At 27.1% G+C, this 18,715-nt stretch carries 15 protein-coding genes; 14 read left to right on the plus strand and 1 reads right to left on the minus strand.

Annotated elements, in window-relative coordinates; translation table 11 throughout:
• The first annotated feature begins 45 nt into the window (after positions 1-45).
• The 11 genes from J2Z24_RS08990 to J2Z24_RS09040 all read left to right on the plus strand — a co-directional run bounded on the left by J2Z24_RS08990 (position 46) and on the right by J2Z24_RS09040 (position 11,145).
• Positions 46-1,470, plus strand: coding sequence for an NCS2 family permease (locus J2Z24_RS08990; RefSeq protein WP_035146777.1), 1,425 nt, complete (start codon positions 46-48; stop codon positions 1,468-1,470).
• A gap of 236 nt (positions 1,471-1,706) precedes the next feature.
• The gene (locus J2Z24_RS08995; protein ID WP_035146780.1) at positions 1,707-2,471 is read left to right on the plus strand and encodes a ZIP family metal transporter; all 765 of its coding nucleotides are present in this window, start codon (positions 1,707-1,709) and stop codon (positions 2,469-2,471) included.
• Positions 2,472-2,514: 43 nt separating this feature from the next.
• Positions 2,515-3,225, plus strand: a complete 711-nt coding sequence (locus J2Z24_RS09000; RefSeq protein ID WP_035146784.1) for a pseudouridine synthase — start codon at positions 2,515-2,517, stop codon at positions 3,223-3,225.
• Between the two features lie 126 nt (positions 3,226-3,351).
• A complete protein-coding gene (locus tag J2Z24_RS09005; protein WP_085059024.1) occupies positions 3,352-3,516 on the plus strand; it encodes a DUF4264 family protein in 165 nt (54 codons plus the stop codon).
• 98 nt (positions 3,517-3,614) lie between these two features.
• Complete coding sequence (locus tag J2Z24_RS09010; protein WP_035146787.1) at positions 3,615-4,493, plus strand: MurR/RpiR family transcriptional regulator; 879 nt, start codon at positions 3,615-3,617, stop codon at positions 4,491-4,493.
• Between the two features lie 57 nt (positions 4,494-4,550).
• A complete protein-coding gene (locus J2Z24_RS09015) occupies positions 4,551-5,777 on the plus strand; it encodes a BaiN/RdsA family NAD(P)/FAD-dependent oxidoreductase (RefSeq protein WP_035146790.1) in 1,227 nt (408 codons plus the stop codon).
• A gap of 80 nt (positions 5,778-5,857) precedes the next feature.
• Positions 5,858-6,511, plus strand: coding sequence for a (d)CMP kinase (gene cmk, locus J2Z24_RS09020; RefSeq protein WP_035146791.1), 654 nt, complete (start codon positions 5,858-5,860; stop codon positions 6,509-6,511).
• A gap of 18 nt (positions 6,512-6,529) precedes the next feature.
• Entirely contained in the window at positions 6,530-8,449 is a 1,920-nt protein-coding gene (locus tag J2Z24_RS09025) for a bifunctional 4-hydroxy-3-methylbut-2-enyl diphosphate reductase/30S ribosomal protein S1 (RefSeq protein ID WP_035146793.1), read from the plus strand.
• Between the two features lie 228 nt (positions 8,450-8,677).
• Positions 8,678-9,058 (plus strand): adenosylmethionine decarboxylase, encoded by a 381-nt coding sequence (speD, locus tag J2Z24_RS09030; RefSeq protein ID WP_035146795.1) that lies wholly within the window; start codon positions 8,678-8,680, stop codon positions 9,056-9,058.
• A 95-nt stretch (positions 9,059-9,153) separates the two neighbouring features.
• On the plus strand, positions 9,154-10,212 hold the full coding sequence (locus tag J2Z24_RS09035; RefSeq protein WP_035146798.1) for a CotS family spore coat protein: 1,059 nt from the start codon (positions 9,154-9,156) through the stop codon (positions 10,210-10,212).
• Positions 10,213-10,278: 66 nt separating this feature from the next.
• Positions 10,279-11,145 carry a GNAT family N-acetyltransferase gene (locus tag J2Z24_RS09040; protein ID WP_035146801.1) on the plus strand — a complete coding sequence of 289 codons (867 nt, stop codon included), beginning with the start codon at positions 10,279-10,281 and terminating at the stop codon, positions 11,143-11,145.
• Positions 11,146-11,200: 55 nt separating this feature from the next.
• On the opposite strand, the gene J2Z24_RS09045 is transcribed toward J2Z24_RS09040, so the two are convergent.
• Positions 11,201-12,397 (minus strand): pyridoxal phosphate-dependent aminotransferase, encoded by a 1,197-nt coding sequence (locus J2Z24_RS09045; RefSeq protein ID WP_035146804.1) that lies wholly within the window; start codon positions 12,395-12,397, stop codon positions 11,201-11,203.
• 300 nt (positions 12,398-12,697) lie between these two features.
• Here J2Z24_RS09045 and miaB point away from each other — a divergent pair, with 300 nt between their 5' ends.
• The 3 genes from miaB (at position 12,698) to mutL (ending at position 18,705) form a co-directional block, all read left to right on the plus strand.
• Entirely contained in the window at positions 12,698-14,026 is a 1,329-nt protein-coding gene (gene miaB / locus J2Z24_RS09050) for a tRNA (N6-isopentenyl adenosine(37)-C2)-methylthiotransferase MiaB (RefSeq protein ID WP_111947507.1), read from the plus strand.
• 94 nt (positions 14,027-14,120) lie between these two features.
• The gene (mutS, locus tag J2Z24_RS09055) at positions 14,121-16,808 is read left to right on the plus strand and encodes a DNA mismatch repair protein MutS (protein ID WP_035146807.1); all 2,688 of its coding nucleotides are present in this window, start codon (positions 14,121-14,123) and stop codon (positions 16,806-16,808) included.
• The gene (gene mutL, locus J2Z24_RS09060; RefSeq protein ID WP_173680261.1) at positions 16,777-18,705 is read left to right on the plus strand and encodes a DNA mismatch repair endonuclease MutL; all 1,929 of its coding nucleotides are present in this window, start codon (positions 16,777-16,779) and stop codon (positions 18,703-18,705) included. The genes mutS and mutL overlap by 32 nt, the downstream gene beginning before the upstream one ends.
• Positions 18,706-18,715 lie beyond the last annotated feature (10 nt).

Raw genomic sequence — 18,715 nt, forward strand, 5'->3', positions numbered from 1 at the left:
TTAACAGTTTTTTTTTATAAAAAATTAATTACTAAGGAGGAAAAAATGAATAATTTTCATTCATCAGAAAAAAGACAATCATTTTTAAATTCATTTTTCAAACTCTCTGAAAATCGTACCAATACTAAAAGAGAGATTTTAGCCGGTTTTACTACTTTTATTACTATGGCCTATGCACTACTTGTAATTCCTAATATTTTAAAATTTTCTGGTATGAATTTACAAGGATTAAAAGGTGATGCTGCTTCTAATTTGTCTAGTTTAAATGACCCAATCGTAGCATCTGCTTTTGTTGGAATGTGTTTAACATCAGCTATTGGAACAATTATTATGGGATTATATGCAAACTTACCTTTTGCAGTAGCTCCTGGTATTGGGCTAACAGCATTTTTTACTTATAGTGTTTGTTTAACTCTAGGCTATACATGGCAGCAAGGCTTAGCTGCAGTATTTATATCTGGATTATTATTTATTCTTATTACTGTAACATCAATAAGAGAAAAAATAGTTGATGCTCTTCCTCACAATCTAAAAGTTGCTATAACAGGTGGTATTGGCTTATTTGTTTCTTTAATAGGTCTAAAAAGTGGAAGTATTATTGTTGCCAATCCTTCCACATTAATAAGTTTTGGAAGTTTTACAAATCCACATACTGTTTTAACGTTAATAGGAATAGTTACTATGGCTATTTTTATGGCTAGGAATGTTAGAGGAGCTATGCTTTTATCTATAATAATAACTACACTGATAGGTATTCCAATGGGTATAACTAATATAAATGGATTAAAATTTATAAGTATTCCTTCAAGTTTTTCACCAACATTTTTAGCTTTTGATTTTAAAGGTCTTTTATCTCATAACGGGACAGGCCTTATAGGAGCTTTAACAAGTATATTCATGGTAGTACTTACATTTAGCCTTGTAGATCTTTTTGATACTATTGGAACACTTGTTGGTACTGCTCAAAAAGCTGACATGATATTACCTAATGGAAAAATTAAAAATATGAAAAAAGCTCTTTTATCTGATGCTTTAGCTACAACAATAAGTTCATTATTTGGCACTACAACTACAGCTACATATATTGAATCTACTGCTGGAATAGCAGAAGGGGGAAGAACTGGTCTTACATCTGTAGTAGTTGGTATATTGTTTGTTTTGGCTTTATTTTTAGGTGACTTAGTTGGAATAGTTCCAGCTGAAGCAACAGCTCCAGCTCTTATTATAATAGGAGCACTTATGATGAGTTCCGTTAAAGAAATTAACTTTGATGATTTTACAGAAGCTGTTCCTGCATTTTTCACTATAACCATTATGCCTTTTAGTTACAGTATTGCTAATGGTATAGCTTCAGGGATAATATTCTATCCTATTATGAAACTAGCTACTGGTAAACATAAAGAAGTTCATCCAATAATATATATTCTTGCAATATTATTTGTATTAAGATTTATACTCTTACCTCAATAAGTATAAAAGCATATAGTGGTTATTCCCATTATATGCTCTTTTTATTTAAATTTTTCACTATTTCACTATGATGTACAAGAAACCTATATTATAATTAGATTATACAAAGGAGTATTAATAATTATATTAAATAATGAAATTGGAGACAGGATACTAAATAACTTAATTGTAAATAATAAAATTAAATTAGGGATTATATATGGGGAAAACTAAAAACTAGATAAGGGGGGTTATCTATGAGTACAATTTTAGTTGGTGTTTTAGGTAGTTTAATAGCAGGATTAGCTACAGCAATAGGAGCTATCCCAATATTTTTTACCAAAAATGTTTCTCATAAATATTTAGATGCTATGTTAGGCTTTGCTGCTGGAGTAATGCTTGCCGCTACATGCTTTAGCTTAATTATTCCATCTATTGAATATGGGGGTGGAGGAATTAAAGGAGTTTTAATTACTTCATTAGGTATTATTAGTGGTGGTATAATGTTAGATTTAATTGATAAATATGCACCACATGAACATTTAATATTAGGAGATAGAAAAGAAGGGCCCTCATCTTCTTTGACTAAAGTATGGCTTTTTATAATAGCTATAACTATTCATAACTTTCCTGAAGGTTTAGCTGTAGGTGTAGGATTTGGTAGTGGAAATCTATCTGATGGTATATCTTTAGCACTAGGAATAGGACTCCAAAATATGCCAGAAGGCTTAGCTGTTGCACTTGCTTTAATTAGAGAAAATTATACCTCAAAAAAATCCTTTCTTATTGCATTATTTACTGGCCTTGTAGAACCTATTGGTGGTATAATTGGTGCATCCTTAGTACAAATAGCTAAACCTATATTGCCTTTTGTTCTAGCTTTAGCCGGCGGAGCTATGTTATTTGTTATAAGTGACGAAATTATACCTGAAACTCATGAACATGGTTTTGAAAGAATAGCCACCTATGGATTACTAATTGGTTTTATAATAATGATGATAATGGACGTAACTTTAGGATAAAGTTATATTTAACTATAGGTTATAAAAGGAGTGCTTAATTTATATGGAAGAAAGATTACAAAAATATATGGCAAAGTGTGGTGTAGCTTCTAGAAGGAAATGTGAAGAAATAATACTTGCTGGTAATGTAAAAGTTAATGATAAGTTGATAGAAGAACTTGGCTTTAAAATAGATCCAAAGAAAGATATTGTAAAAGTATATGATAAAATAATAAAAGAAGAAAGTAATAAAGTATATATAGCTTTAAATAAGCCTGAAGGATATGTATCAACAGTTAAAGATGAACATGGGAGGAAGACTTTACTCCATCTTGTGAAAGTAAAAGAAAGAATTTATCCTATAGGAAGATTAGATTATGATAGTTCTGGTTTAATATTATTAACAAATGATGGAGATATTTATAATAAAATAATTCATCCTAGAGAAGAAAAGGATAAAATATATATGGCAATAATAAAAGGAATTCCTTCAAAAGATGAAATAGAAATGTTCAAAAAAGGCATTGATATTGGAGGATATATAACATCACCAGCTAAAATACAAATATTATCAATAGAAAACGGTAATTCTAAAGTTTCAATTACAATACATGAAGGTAAAAATAGGCAGATAAGAAAAATGTGTGATAAAATAAATCATCCTGTTATCAGTTTAAAAAGAATATCAATTGGAAAAATTAAATTAAATGATCTTAAAAAAGGAGAATGGAGATATTTGAACAAAGAGGAAATAGAATATTTAAAATCTCTATAGTAGTATGTATTCAAAATAAAAATGAATTATTTTATTTATTTCATTCATTTTATACTTTTTAGTATAATATATACCTTTTCTATTTTATACCTAAAAAAATATTATTTATCCGGAGGAGATTAATCTATGAAAAATGATTTAGAACTAATTGCAACTAAAGAATTTGACTATTATAATGATATGTATAAAGTTGTAGATTTTTTAAATAAGAATTTAAGTAATCTAGACATAGTATTTGGTCTAACAGAAAAAAATGGCAAGCACATATTAGCTATATATAAAGAATCATAGTAAAAATTGAAAGAAATATTGATAATGTGTTCAATAGATGGTAAAATGAAATAAATATTGCAATACATAAGGGGATATGGAGAAAGGATTGGATCTAAATGGAAGATAGAAAACAGGATTTAATGCGCACTATTCAGACAAAATTTCCTAGACTTAGTAAAGGCCAAAAATTAATTGCAGAATATATATTAAAACATTATGATAAAGCTGCATTTATGACAGCTGCAAAATTAGGAACTAGTGTTGGAGTAAGCGAATCTACTGTAGTTAGATTTGCAAGCGAATTGGGATTTAGTGGCTATCCAAAACTACAAAAAGCTTTACAAGAATTAATAAAGAATAAACTAACTACAGTTCAAAGAATAGAATTATCAAATGATTTTATAAGCCAAGAAAGTGCATTAAAAAGTGTATTAAAAAGTGATATGGAAAATATCAGAGCAACTTTAGAAAAAATTAATCATAAGACTTTTGATGATGTAGTAAATAGCATATTTGCAGCAAAAAGAATTTATATAGTTGGCCTTAGAAGTTCAACAGCTATTGCTGAGTTTCTAGGTTTTTATTTAAACCTAATACTGGATAATGTAAAGGTTATAGGATATGGTGTAAGTGATATATTTGAACAAATGCTTAATGTATCTGATGAAGATTTAGTAATAGGAATTGGATTTCCAAGATATGCAGCAAGAACCATCGAAGCATTAGATTATGCTCAAAGTAAAGGTGCAAATGTAGTAGCTATTACAGATAGCCTATTATCACCTTTAGCAGCAAGAGCTGATCATACTTTAATTGCCCAAAGCAATATGGCTTCTTTTGTTGATTCACTTGTTGCACCTCTTAGTGTAATAAATGCATTAATAATTGCAGTAGGTCTTAGAGAAAAAGAAAAAATATCTTCTACGTTTTCTAAGCTAGAGAAAATATGGGAAGATTATGAAGTTTACTCTTATAAAGAAAAAAGAGTGGATTAAAAATAAACACAACGAACCTTTATAAGGTTCGTTTTCTTATTTAGGAGGTATAAAAATATGTCTAAAGTTATAGTAATAGGTGGTGGTCCTGCTGGTATGATGGCAGCTATATCCGCTTCTACAAAACATGATGTAACACTAATTGAAAAAAATGATAAATTAGGGAAAAAGTTATTTATTACAGGAAAAGGAAGATGCAACGTAACTAATAAAAAGGATATAAGCGAATTTTTTGAGTATATTCCTGGCAATTCTCAGTTCCTATATAGTTCTTTATACACTTTTACAAATGAAAATGTAATAGAGTTCTTTGAAAAATTAGGAATTAAACTTAAAGTTGAGAGAGGGGATAGAGTTTTCCCAAACTCAGATAAATCTTCAGACATAATAAAAGCTTTAGAAAAGGAACTGCATAATAGAGGAGTAAAAATTATATTAAATAATAAAGTAGCAGAAGTAATGGTGAATAATAATATTATTACTTCTGTAAAACTAAAAAATAATGATACAATAAAAGGAGATTATTTCATAATAGCTACTGGTGGAGCTTCTTATCCTCAAACTGGTTCTACAGGAGATGGATATAAATTCGCACAAAATCTTGGCCATTCTATAGTTGATTTGAAACCAGCGTTGGTTCCTTTAGAAATACAGGAAGAATGGGTAAAACAATTGCAAGGACTATCTTTGAAAAATATAGAATTAAGTATAAAAAATTCTAAGAACAAAGTTGTGTTTAGTGAATTTGGAGAAATGATTTTCACTCATTTTGGGATTTCAGGACCTATTGTATTAAGCGCTAGTAGATTCATAAAAAATAATGAAAACTTTAAAGCAGTAATTAACTTAAAACCTGCATTAACTTCAGAAGAATTAAATAAAAGAATTCAAAAAGATTTTGCAAAATATATAAATAAAGATTTTAAAAACTCTCTAGAAGATTTATTACCTAAAAAACTAATAGATATTATTATAAATCTATCAAATATATGTGAAAACAAAAAAGTTAATTCCATTACCAAAGAAGAAAGAAAAAGATTAGTATATCTACTTCAAAACTTGGAACTAAAAGTTAAAGGATTAAGACCTATTGATGAAGCAATTATAACTGCTGGTGGAGTAAATGTAAAAGAAATAGATCCTTCTACTATGAAATCTAAAATTATTGACAACTTATACTTTGCTGGTGAAGTATTAGATGTGGATGCTTATACTGGTGGATATAATATTCAAATAGCATTTTCTACCGGACATTTAGCTGGAGTTATGATAGATAAAAAATAAACTATTATATAAATAAAGGATTTTATTATTTCTTATAGAATATATAAAATATTATATATAAAAAGAAAGGAAGTTTGACATTGAGAATAGCTGTAGCAATTGATGGTCCTGCTGGTGCAGGTAAAAGTACTATCGCAAAAATTTTAGGAAAAAAATTTAATTTAATGTACATAGATACTGGTGCAATGTATAGGGGAGTAACTTTATTCGCAAGGCGAGAAAATATTTCTCCTGAAAATGAGGATAAACTATGTAGTTTGATAACTTCTTTGGAAATGCATTTTTCAAATGATAAATTAATAGTTAATGGAGAAGATGTTAGTGAAGAAATTCGCAAACCTGAAATAAGTAATACTGTATCATTATATGCTGCAATACCAAAAGTTAGAGAGGTACTAGTTCATCTTCAAAAAAAAATGTCAAAAAAATATGATGTTATTATGGATGGACGAGATATAGGAACAATTGTTTTGCCAGGAGCACCTTTTAAGTTTTACTTAAATGCATCTCCGGAGGTAAGAGCCAAAAGAAGATATGCGGAACTAATAAGAAAAGGTATAAATACTGAATATAATACTGTATTGCAAGATATAATAAAAAGAGATTTTATTGATACTACAAGGAAAGCAAATCCTTTAAAAAAAGCAAAAGATGCTGTGGAAATTGACACTTCAAATTTATCAATTTATGAAGTTGTGGATAAAATTGCTAATTATATAGAAAAAACTAGATAATTAATTGAAGGTGATTATATGAGCATAATTCTCTCTAAAAACTCTGGATTCTGTTATGGAGTAAAAAGAGCTGTAGATATAGCTGTAAAGGCTAAAGAAAAATATAATAAAAAAATATATACTCTTGGTCCTTTAATACATAATAACGATGTAGTTCAATTTCTTAAACAAAAATCTATATTTTCTATTTCTTTAGAAAATATAGATCAATTAAAAGAGAATGATATTTTAATTATAAGATCTCATGGAGTATCTTTAGATATATTAAATAAATTAAATGAAAAAAAAATAAATGTTATTGATGCTACCTGCACTTATGTTTCAAATATTCAAAAAAAAGTGCATAAATACTTCCTTGATAATTATTCAATACTTATAGTAGGTGATAAAAATCATCCTGAAGTTATTGGAATTAATGGATGGTGTAATAACTCTGCTATAATCTCTAAAGATGGTGAAGATTTAGATAAACTCGCCCCAAAAATTTGTGTAGTATCTCAAACTACTGAAAAAGAAGAAAATTGGCAGAAAGTTTTAAATAAAGTAGTAAGTCAATGTAATGAAATTGTAGCCTTTAACACTATTTGTAACGCTACTCAAGTTAGACAAAAATCTGCAGAAGAACTGTCACATAAAGCTGATATTATGATAATTCTTGGAGGTAAAAACAGTTCCAATACAACTAAGTTATATGAAATATGTAAAAATAATTGTAAAAATACTATTCATGTTGAAAATGCAAATGAAATTCCTGATAACATTAAAAATAAAAATGATTATATTATAGGTGTTACAGCTGGAGCTTCAACACCAGATTGGATTATAAAGGAGGCTATTATTAAAATGAATGAAGATAAAAATTTAGAATTAAATGAACAATTAGAGTATATGGATAAAAATGATATGAACATATCTATAGGACAAATAGTAGAAGGTGAAGTTACATCTATTAGTAGTAATAATAGAGAATGTTTTGTTAATATAGGTTATAAATCAGACGCTTTACTTCCTATAACAGAAGTTACTAAAGAGGAAGATATAGACTTATCAAGTTTAATAAAAAAAGGTGAAAGAATTAAGGCTAAAATAATTAGCCTTGGCTCTGAAATGAATCCTCCAGTAATTTCTCTTATAGAATTAAATAGAGAAAATGCTTATAAAGAAATAAAAGATTGCTTCATAAATAATAAAAGAATCTATGTAAAAATAAAAGATGTAGTAAATGGAGGATTAATATCCTTATATAAAAATATCATCAGAGTATTCATTCCCGCTTCACATATAGAATTAAATCATGTTGAAGACTTACATCAATATTTAGGTAATGAATTAGAAGTTAACATAATAGAATTTGATGATTCTAAAAACACTACAAGAATAGTTGCTTCAAGGCGAGAAATATTACAGGAAAAGAAAACATTACAGGAAAATGAAACTTGGGGTAAATTAGAAAAAGATATGATAGTAGAAGGTGAAGTAAAAAGATTAACTAATTTTGGAGCCTTTGTAGAAATAGATGGCGTAGATGGACTTTTACATATATCAGAAATGTCTTGGGGAAGAATTACAAATCCTTCTGATCTATTAAAAATAGGTGATATATTAAAGGTTTATATTATGGATATAAATAAAGAAAATAAAAAATTGTCTTTATCTATAAAGAAACTACAAGAAGACCCTTGGAATGGCGTAAATATAAAATATCCAATAGGTAATATAGTACTAGGTAAAGTAGTTAGATTTGCTTCCTTTGGTGCTTTTATAGAACTAGAACCAGGAATAGATGGTCTAGCTCATATTTCTCAACTAAGTCATAAAAGAGTTGAAAAAGCAGATGAGGTTTTGAAAATTGGCGAAATGATCAAGGCCAAAATAATACAAGTAGATAAAGAAAATAAAAAAATAGGTTTAAGTATAAAAGAAGTAAATGATATTTAATAAATATGTTTTAGAATAAGTATATTTTAATTAAAATGCGTGTATTATAAAATAGAGTGCACGCATTTTTTATAAACTTCATTAATTAATACAGTATTTAAGAGTAAAACGAAAAAAATAAAAGTTTACGTAAAATATCTTAAAAAACAAGTTACTATATTGACTTTTTGCGTATATTTGATAAAATTTACTTGTTAATTATTTGATGGAGGAGGTAAATAATATAGAATGAAAACTTTAGGACGTCACATTTTAGCGGAAATATATGGTTGCGACAATGAAATATTAGATGATAAGGATTATATAGAAAGAACAATGGTGGATTCTGCTTTAAAATCTGGTGCAGAAGTTAGAGAAGTTGCCTTCCACAAATTTAGTCCTCAAGGAGTAAGCGGAGTAGTAATAATATCTGAATCTCATCTAACTATTCACACATGGCCAGAACTTGGCTATGCTGCTGTAGATGTATTTACTTGTGGAGATACAGTAAATCCGTGGGACGCTTGTAATTACTTAACTGAAAAATTTAAAGCAAAAAATATGACAGCTACAGAAGTTAAACGAGGAATTTTTGAACAGCCTGTATCTGTTAAGGTTTCAAATATATAAAAGGCCATCAATACGAGATGACCTTTTTTATTTTTTTAGGTAATATTTTCTCCTATATATAATATAATTTATTAGATACTAATAGGAGGGAAATTATGGGGGATAGAAAATTAGTTCAATATATAGATGAACTTACAAACAAAGAAAGAAATACAATCATGAAACTTCTTCGTAATTATAATTTCAATGTACAAAGTATAACTAAAATACGAAGTGCTTATAGAATAGATACAAGCGAAGGTCCCATATGCCTAAAAAAAATACGTCGTTCTAAAACTAAAGCTATTAATGGAAATAATCTAGTAGAAGAATTAGAAAAACATGGTTTTTACTATACTGCTAAATTTTTCAAAACTAAAGATGCATACCTTTTTGTAAAGCATAAAAAGGTATTCTTTTATGTAACTGAATGGATAGATGGTGAGGAATGTGACTTAAATGATATTGATGAAGCTTGCAATTGTGTTAGGCTTCTAGCTAATTTCCACATAGCTACAAGTAAAATAAATACTCACCGATTAAAAGTAAAAAATAATCTTAAGAATTGGCCTAAAATATTTAATAATAATTTATCAGATTTAGAAAGATATAAAAAAATAATAGAAAAAAAGAAAATTAAAAATGAATTTGATGTGCAATACGAAAACTATATAGAAAGCTTTTACAATAGAGGTATGGCTGCCTTACAAATGTTAAATGCCTCTGATTACTATCAACTTTCTAAAGAAGCTAATGAAAATAAAACTATATGTCACGATAGTTTTTATTATCAAAATATAATAAAAAAAGGTAATGAATACTATATAATTGATTTAGATAGTATAATTATCGATCTTCATATTAATGACTTAGGAAAATTAATAAGAAGACTAATGTTTAAAAAAGCTTATCAATGGGATTTTGATAAAGCAAAATTACTCATAGAAGCTTATAGTGAAGTAAATAAAATTAGTAAAAGCGAATTGGAAGCAATGCTTGCTATAATAGCATTTCCCCATAAATTTTGGAAATTGGGAAAAAAAAGATATCTGAAACATAAAAGCTGGAGCGAGTTAAAATATATGCATAAACTAACTAAACTTGTAAAATATGATTCAGTTGAACAAAAATTTTTAGAAAATTATATAGAATATGTAAATAGCTATGAAGATTAGCTAGTTGACTGAAAAAGTCAAAAGTTCTATACTAATAAATATAAAAATATACTTACGAGGATAATTATGTGTAAATGTGTAAAATTAGATAAAGGAAATATGCATCAATTAAAAGCTTTAAATGATTTTCGTTTAAATTTTAATCTGTTAAATGAAGATTTTTTTTCTACTTACTATAGCAGCAATTTTTTTCAAAGAATTTTTCTTAAAAAAACCGTAGCATTGCTTATGTATCATGACAAATATATTGGTTATCTATGGGTAAACTTGTATGATAAAAATTTTTATACTATAAATTCTTTAAGTATTAATAATACAAAACATATTAATAAACATATTTCTATTCTTTTAAGCACTCTAAAGAAAGGTTTTACAGCATCATACATGTGTGAAAATAACGGATATAATATAAATATTTTAGAATCAGTGGGATTTAAAAAAAATCATGGAACAATTAAAATGACTTTAGATGTTAAAGAGAATTTCCGCTATTCAATGAATAATAATCTTAATTTCAAAATCCTAGAAATAGGTAAAGAAGAAGCTATACGCTGCAAAATCCAAAATGAAGTATTTAAAAATGATAATAGAGTTCCTCTTACTGTAACTGATATATACTTTGATCAATGTCAAGATTACTATTTTAAACCGGGAGCTATTTTAGTTATTAAAGACAATAAATATATAGGTTATGGTCAAATAATAATAGAAAATAATTTACCTACTATAGTAAATGTAGGGATACTAAAAGAATATAGAGGTAAAGGATATGGAAAAGATTTGATAAAATATCTTATAAATATAGTAAAAAATAACTCATTTGATAAAGTAAATATAAAAGTAGACTGGCAAAATAAAGTTGCACTAGCACTTTATGAAGGATGTGGTTTTAAAATAGTAAAAGAACGTTATGAAATGAAACTGAAAATATAGGATAGACTTATTTTATTAGAAGTCTATCCTAATTATATTTTATATAATTTTAAAATTAATTACTTTTGTTTTTATAACTTTGTAAAGCTTTAGTTAGAATAATTATGGCTTCTTTTAAGTCTTCGCTATTAATACAATAAGATAGTCTAACTTCATCTTTTCCTCGCTCTTTTGTTGCATAAAATCCAGATGCTGGAGTAATCATTACAGTTTTATTTTCATAATTAAAATCTGTAAGAAGCCATTTTGCAAAATCATTAGCATCCTCTACTGGTAGCTTAGCAATAATGTAAAATGCCCCTGAAGGTTTTTCACATTCTATTCCTTCTATAGAGCTTAATCCATTATAAAGAATATTTCTTCTATTTTCATATTCTTCATTAACTTCCTTAAAATATTCTCTAGATACATTAATTAAATTAGCTGCTCCTACTTGATCTAAACTAGAAACACTTAATCTAGATTGACAAAGTTTTAAAAATTCTTTTGAAACATTTTTATTTTTACTAGCTATCATTCCAACTCTTGCTCCGCAAGCACTATACCTCTTGGATATACTATCAATCAGTATTATTCTATCTAATATATCCTCCATATACATAAAAGAAGTATGCTTAAGTCCATCATATACAAATTCTCTATATACTTCATCTGCTAGAATATATAAATTGTGTTCTTTAGCTATATCTGAAAGCAATCTAACTTCCTCTTTTGTATAAACAACTCCTGTTGGATTGCCTGGATTAGATACAAGTATAGCTTTTGTATTTTCACTAATATTATTTACTATTTCCTCTTTACTTCTTAAATGGAATCCATCCTGTCTAAAAGTTTTAAAAGATCTTATATTTACTCCTGCTAACTTTGCAATGTTATTATAATTTGTATAGTAAGGTTCTGGTACTATTATTTCATCTCCAAAATCACATATAGTCATTAATGCGTATAAAATTCCTTCACTAGCTCCATTAGTTATATAAACTTCATCTTCATCTAAAGTTATGTTTAGACCTTTATAATATTTAATAAAACTTTGAATTAACTCCACCATTCCTTGAGAATTTTCATATTTTATTGTAGTTCCTTTGTAATTATTAACTGCATCGAAAAATTCTTTAGGTGTTTTTACATCTGGTTGCCCAATATTTAAATGATAAACTTTTATTCCCTTTTTTTTAGCTTCATTAGCAAAAGGAATAAGTTTACGTATTTCTGAAAAACTCATATCTTTAATTCTTTTAGAAATATCCATCAATTATCCCCCACCTTCTAAATATTTACAATAATTATTTTTATTTATTATACTACAGTTTATTTATATGTAAATAATAAAAATATATTAACTTTTTAATTAATTTTAATATGCGATACAAAATATTAAAAGAACCACCTTTTATGAAAAACATGCTAGAAGTGGTTTAAAAATATTTTATATATTATTATTAGATTAAATTTTTGTAATATAAAATTCCATAAAAAATAGATAAAGAAGATAAAATATAGTATAATGTAGAATGTTAAATTAATAAAATATTTTTATGAGGTGAACTACATGAATATGAATCAAAGTTTGTTTTATATAGAAACTTGGGGCTGCCAGATGAATGAAGAGGATTCAGAAAAATTATCTGGTATGCTAAAAAATTTAGGATATAAAAGAACAGAAGAAAGAGAAAAATCTGATATAATTATATTTAATACTTGTTGCGTTAGGGAAAATGCTGAACTTAAAGTATATGGAAATTTAGGTGCATTAAAAAAGCTTAAAGAAAAAAATCCAAATCTCATAATAGCAGTATGTGGATGTATGATGCAACAAGAAGGAATGGCTGAAGCCATAGTTAAAAAGTATCCTTTTGTTGATATATTATTTGGTACTCATAACGCTCATAAGTTTCCAGAATACTTAAATAGAGTAAAACAAGAAGGTAAATCTATTATAGAAATATGGAATAAAGAAGAGGGAATAGTAGAAGGATTACCAATTGATAGAAAAAGTGATGTTAAAGGATTTGTTACTATAATGTATGGATGTAATAATTTCTGTACTTATTGTATAGTTCCATTTGTTAGAGGAAGAGAACGAAGCAGAAAACCTGAAGATATAGAAAAAGAAATTATAAATTTAGTTCAAAATGGATATAAAGAAGTCACATTACTAGGTCAAAATGTTAACTCTTATGGTAAAGATTTAACTCCATCATTAAGGTTTGCAGAACTTTTGAGAAGAATAAATAAGATAGATGGGCTAGAAAGAGTTAGATTTATGACTTCTCATCCTAAAGATTTAACTGAAGATTTAATTCTTGCTGTTAAAGAGTGTGATAAACTATGTGAACAAATTCATTTACCAGTTCAATCCGGTTCTGGTAATGTTTTAAAGAAAATGAATAGACATTATGATAGAGAGCAGTATTTAAATCTTGTAAAAAAAATAAAAGAAGCTATTCCTAATGTAGCATTAAGCACAGATATAATTGTTGGCTTCCCTGGTGAAACGGAACAGGATTTCTTAGAAACTCTATCCTTAGTAGAAGAAGTAGAATATGATTCAGCCTTTACTTTTATTTATTCCAACAGAAAAGGTACTCCAGCAGATAAAATGGATGAACAAGTGGATGATAATGTTAAACATGATAGATTTAATAGACTAGTTGAAGTAGTAAACAAAATCTCTGCTAAGAAAAACAAAGAGTATGATGGCAAAGTAGTAGAAGTATTAGTAGAAGGCGAAAGTAAAAATGATGCTGAAAAACTAACAGGAAGAACAAGAACAGGAAAGCTTGTAAATTTTGTTGGAGATAAAAACAATATAGGTAAATTAGTAATGGTTAAAATAACAAAAGCTCAAGGATTCTCTTTAATAGGAGAAGAAGCATAAAAAAAGCTCTTTTATTAGAGCTTTTTTTATCAATTTAAACTTATATGGATATATTTTTTAATAACTAATAGAATATAGAAGGAGGATGAATAAATTGGCACTTACTCCAATGATGCAACAATATTTAGAGGTTAAAGAAAAGTGTAAAGATTGTATACTTTTCTTTAGACTTGGTGACTTTTATGAAATGTTCTTTAATGATGCTGAAGTTGCTTCAAAAGAATTAGAATTAGTTTTAACAGGAAGAGATTGTGGCTTAGAAAATAGAGCTCCTATGTGCGGTGTTCCATATCATTCCGCTAATACATATATAAGCAGACTAATAAGTAAAGGCTATAAAATAGCTATTTGTGAACAACTAGAAGATCCTGCTTTAGCAAAAGGAATTGTAAAAAGAGATATTATAAAAATAATTACTCCAGGAACTTATACAGATTCTTCTTTTCTTGAAGAAAATAAAAACAATTATATAATGAATTTATATATAGATACACAATGTACTGTAGGATTATGTTTTTGTGACTTATCTACTGGAGAGTTTTTTGCTACAGATAGTGATTATAATGAAGCTATTATTTTAGATGAAATTTCTAAATTTAGCCCAAGTGAAATATTAATATCAGAAACTACAAATGAAGATATATTAAATATCATAAAAAGTAGATTCAATCCTGTATTTACAAAACTAAATGAAAAATATTATTCTTGTAATGATGTTTTAGAAAAGCAGTTCTCTGATTTTAACAAAGATACTTATTCAAGTTCTTTAATTAAAAGCGGAAATGCTTTATTGAAATATATATTTGAAACACAAAAAACTTCCCTATCCCATATAGATAAATTTCAGTATTATAACATAATAGATTTTTTATCCATTGATATAAATTCAAGACGTAATTTAGAACTTACAGAAACTTTAAGAGATAAAAGTAAAAAAGGTTCTTTACTTTGGATTATGGATAAAACAAATACTTCTATGGGGGGAAGACAACTTAGAAAATGGATTGAACAGCCTTTAATTAATAAAAATATCATAGAAGATAGATTAAATTCAGTAGAAGAATTCTTAAAAAACCTTTCTTTACATGAAGATTTAAAGGAAAGTTTAAAAGATATATACGATATAGAGAGAATTGTAGGAAAAGTATCCTCTAAAAGTGTAAATGCTAAAGAATTACTTTCACTTAAAAATTCTATAGAAAAAATACCTAATGTAAAATCCATATTAAAAAACTTTGAAAGCAATTTACTACATAATATGTATAAAAATCTTGATGAACTTAAAGATATTTATAAATTGCTTGATGATGCTATAATGGATAATCCATCTTTATCTGTAAAAGAAGGTAATATTATAAAAAAAGACTACAATAAAGCTATTGATGAACTAAGAGAAGCAAAATCTCATGGTAAAGAATGGATAGCAAATCTAGAAAGTACCGAACGAGAAATAACTGGAATTAAATCTTTAAAGGTAGGTTACAATAAAGTATTTGGATATTATATAGAAGTGACAAAATCAAATTTATCCTCTATACCAGAAGGAAGATACATAAGAAAACAAACTCTAGCTAATGCAGAAAGATATATAACTCCTGAACTTAAAGAAATGGAGGATAAAATTCTTGGTGCTGAAGAAAAACTTATAAACTTAGAATATGAAGTATTTGTAAGTATTAGAGATAATATTGAAAATCATATTGATAGAATGAAAAGTTCCGCTACTATAATAGCAAATTTAGATTGTTTAAGTTCTTTAGCAACTATAGCATTAGAAAATAATTATTGTAAACCTGAAATAACAGAAGATGATGAAATATATATTGAAGAAGGACGACACCCTGTAGTAGAAAAAATGATACCAACAGGAAATTTTGTTGCCAATGATACTCTTATAAACACAGGAGAAGATGAATTACTACTTATTACAGGACCTAATATGGCAGGTAAGTCTACCTATATGAGACAAGTAGCCCTTATTGTAATTATGGCTCAAATAGGAAGCTTCATTCCTGCTAATAAAGGTAAAATATCTATATGTGACAAAATCTTTACAAGAATAGGTGCCTCTGACGATTTAGCTGCTGGAAAAAGTACCTTTATGGTAGAGATGTGGGAAGTATCGAACATACTTAAAAATGCTACAAATAAAAGCTTAATACTATTAGACGAAGTAGGGAGAGGAACTAGTACCTTCGATGGATTAAGTATAGCTTGGGCAGTTATTGAATACATATGCACAAATAAAAATCTAAGATGTAAAACACTATTTGCAACCCATTACCATGAACTAACTCATTTAGAATCTGAGATTTTAGGAGTTAAAAATTATTCCGTATCTGTAAAAGAGATAGATAAAGATATAGTATTTTTAAGAAAAATAATCAGAGGTGGTGCTGACCAATCTTATGGAATAGAGGTAGCAAAACTTGCTGGGCTTCCAAAGGAAGTAATAAAAAGAGCTAAAGAAATATTAAGTAAAATTGAAGGAGATAACGATAAATCTATAGATGTAAATAATATAGTAAAAAACTGTGCTAATGATAGAAATGAAAGTAATAATTGTGTAGCTTTAACTAGAGAGTGCATTGAAGAGAAAGAAAATAATTTAAATAAAAAAGACTATAGTAAAATTAAAGAAGAAAGTTTGCAACTAGGATTTACTGATATTGAAAAAGATAACTTAATTAAAGAAATATCTGCTATAGATATAATGAACATAACTCCATTTGAAGGGTTTAATAAATTAAATGAGATTATACGAAAAGCAAGATCCATATAATAAAGGTGGGGATATTTTGAGTAGAATCAACTTATTAGATAAAGATACTTTTAATAAAATTGCTGCTGGAGAGGTGGTTGAAAGACCTTTTTCTGTAGTTAAAGAATTAGTTGAAAATAGTATAGATGCTGGAAGTAAAAATATAGTAATAGAAATAGAAGATGGGGGACAAAAGATAATAAAGATTACTGATGATGGATGTGGAATATATCCAGATGATATAGAAAAAGCTTTTTTACCTCACTCTACTAGTAAAATCAAAAAAATTGAGGATGTGTTTACTTTAAGCACCATGGGATTTAGAGGAGAAGCTTTAGCTAGTATATCATCAGTATCAAAAACTATTTTGAAAAGTAGAGTTGAAAATTTTAGTTTTGGTAGGGAAATATACATAGAAGGTGGTACTGTTACTCATATAAGTGATGTAGGTGCTAATGTTGGTACTACTATAGAAGTAAGAGATCTTTTTTATAATGTTCCTGCAAGATTAAAATTTTTAAAATCCTCTTCAAGGGAAGCTTCTTTAATCTCTGATATAATTTATAGGCTTGCTTTATCTAATCCTAATATTTCTTTCAAACTTATAAATAATAATAAAACTGTTGTAAACACTTACGGTACAGGTAATATAAAAGATGTAATAAGAACTATATATAATAAAAATACGTTAGATAATATTATAGAATTTGAACAACATAGTGATATTTTATCTGTCTATGGTTTTATAGGAAACGCCGAAATAAGTAGAGGAAGCAGGAATCATCAAAGCATATTTGTAAATAAAAGATATATAAAAAATAGACTTATTACTACTGCTGTAGAAAATGCTTTTAAATCTTTTTTAACGGTTAATAAATTTCCATTCTTCATAGTATTTATTCAAATATTCCCTGAATATGTAGATGTTAATGTGCATCCTACAAAAACAGAAATTAAATTTAAAGAAGATAGACTTATTTTCACCTCTGTCTTTAATGCTGTTCATAAAGCTTTAAGAGATAGTTTAGTAAATTCTTTTAATATAGATGTAGAAAATAATGTTACTAATGAAAATGTATCTTTACAAGAGAAAAATATTAATTCATTTTTAGAAAAAGTTGAAAAAGTTCAGATTCCTATAGACCTAGAAAGCAATATCTCATTTAAAACCGATAAGATAGAAACTTATAATAATGAATATAATATAAGAAATAATAATGTTAATGCAGATTACAGTGAAGATGTCATAAAAGAAACTTCTTGTGATTCATTAGAAAAAAATTATATTTCTAATGAAATTTCCAAGGATAATATCCCTGGAGATACTAAAGTAGCTAAGTTTAGTTCTCTAAGAATAATAGGCCAATTTAATAGCACTTATATATTAGCTGAAGGGCTAGAGGAATTATATATAATAGATCAACATGCAGCTCATGAAAAAATACTTTTTGAAAAATATAGAAATAATATTAAAAAATCTAAAGTTAAGTCTCAAGTGCTTTTGACTCCTTTAGTAATTGAGCTATTACCGGATGACTTTATATATTATGTAGAAAATAAAGATATATTTACAAGAACAGGTTTTAATATAGAAGTTTTTGGAGAGAATACAATAAGTATAAGAGAAGTTCCTTATCTTTTAGGAAAACCTGAATTGAATAATCTATTTATGGAAATAATTGATAATATAAAGAATTTAGGAACTGGAAGCACAGTAGAAGTTAAATATAATACTATAGCAAAACTAGCTTGCAAATCCGCTATTAAAGCCCATGATAAATTATCACCAGAAGAAATGAAAACTTTATTAGAAGATTTAAGATATATAGAAGACCCTTTTACATGTCCTCATGGAAGACCTACTATAATAAAAATAACTTTAAATGAATTAGAAAAAAGATTTAAAAGAATCCAGTAAAAGGAGAGAT

The organism is Clostridium tetanomorphum, assembly GCF_017873215.1.
GTDB lineage: Bacteria > Bacillota > Clostridia > Clostridiales > Clostridiaceae > Clostridium_AO > Clostridium_AO tetanomorphum.

Excerpts from the sequence above, each read along its gene's own strand:
- J2Z24_RS08990 (WP_035146777.1), top strand. The coding sequence starts at position 46 with ATGAATAATTTTCATTCATCAGAAAAAAGACAATCATTTTTAAATTCA.
- J2Z24_RS08995 (WP_035146780.1), top strand. The coding sequence starts at position 1,707 with ATGAGTACAATTTTAGTTGGTGTTTTAGGTAGTTTAATAGCAGGATTA.
- J2Z24_RS09000 (WP_035146784.1), top strand. The coding sequence starts at position 2,515 with ATGGAAGAAAGATTACAAAAATATATGGCAAAGTGTGGTGTAGCTTCT.
- J2Z24_RS09005 (WP_085059024.1), top strand. The coding sequence starts at position 3,352 with ATGAAAAATGATTTAGAACTAATTGCAACTAAAGAATTTGACTATTAT.
- J2Z24_RS09010 (WP_035146787.1), top strand. The coding sequence starts at position 3,615 with ATGGAAGATAGAAAACAGGATTTAATGCGCACTATTCAGACAAAATTT.
- J2Z24_RS09015 (WP_035146790.1), top strand. The coding sequence starts at position 4,551 with ATGTCTAAAGTTATAGTAATAGGTGGTGGTCCTGCTGGTATGATGGCA.
- J2Z24_RS09025 (WP_035146793.1), top strand. The coding sequence starts at position 6,530 with ATGAGCATAATTCTCTCTAAAAACTCTGGATTCTGTTATGGAGTAAAA.
- speD (WP_035146795.1), top strand. The coding sequence starts at position 8,678 with ATGAAAACTTTAGGACGTCACATTTTAGCGGAAATATATGGTTGCGAC.
- J2Z24_RS09035 (WP_035146798.1), top strand. The coding sequence starts at position 9,154 with ATGGGGGATAGAAAATTAGTTCAATATATAGATGAACTTACAAACAAA.
- J2Z24_RS09040 (WP_035146801.1), top strand. The coding sequence starts at position 10,279 with ATGTGTAAATGTGTAAAATTAGATAAAGGAAATATGCATCAATTAAAA.
- J2Z24_RS09045 (WP_035146804.1), bottom strand. The coding sequence starts at position 12,397 with ATGGATATTTCTAAAAGAATTAAAGATATGAGTTTTTCAGAAATACGT.
- miaB (WP_111947507.1), top strand. The coding sequence starts at position 12,698 with ATGAATATGAATCAAAGTTTGTTTTATATAGAAACTTGGGGCTGCCAG.
- mutL (WP_173680261.1), top strand. The coding sequence starts at position 16,777 with ATGAGATTATACGAAAAGCAAGATCCATATAATAAAGGTGGGGATATT.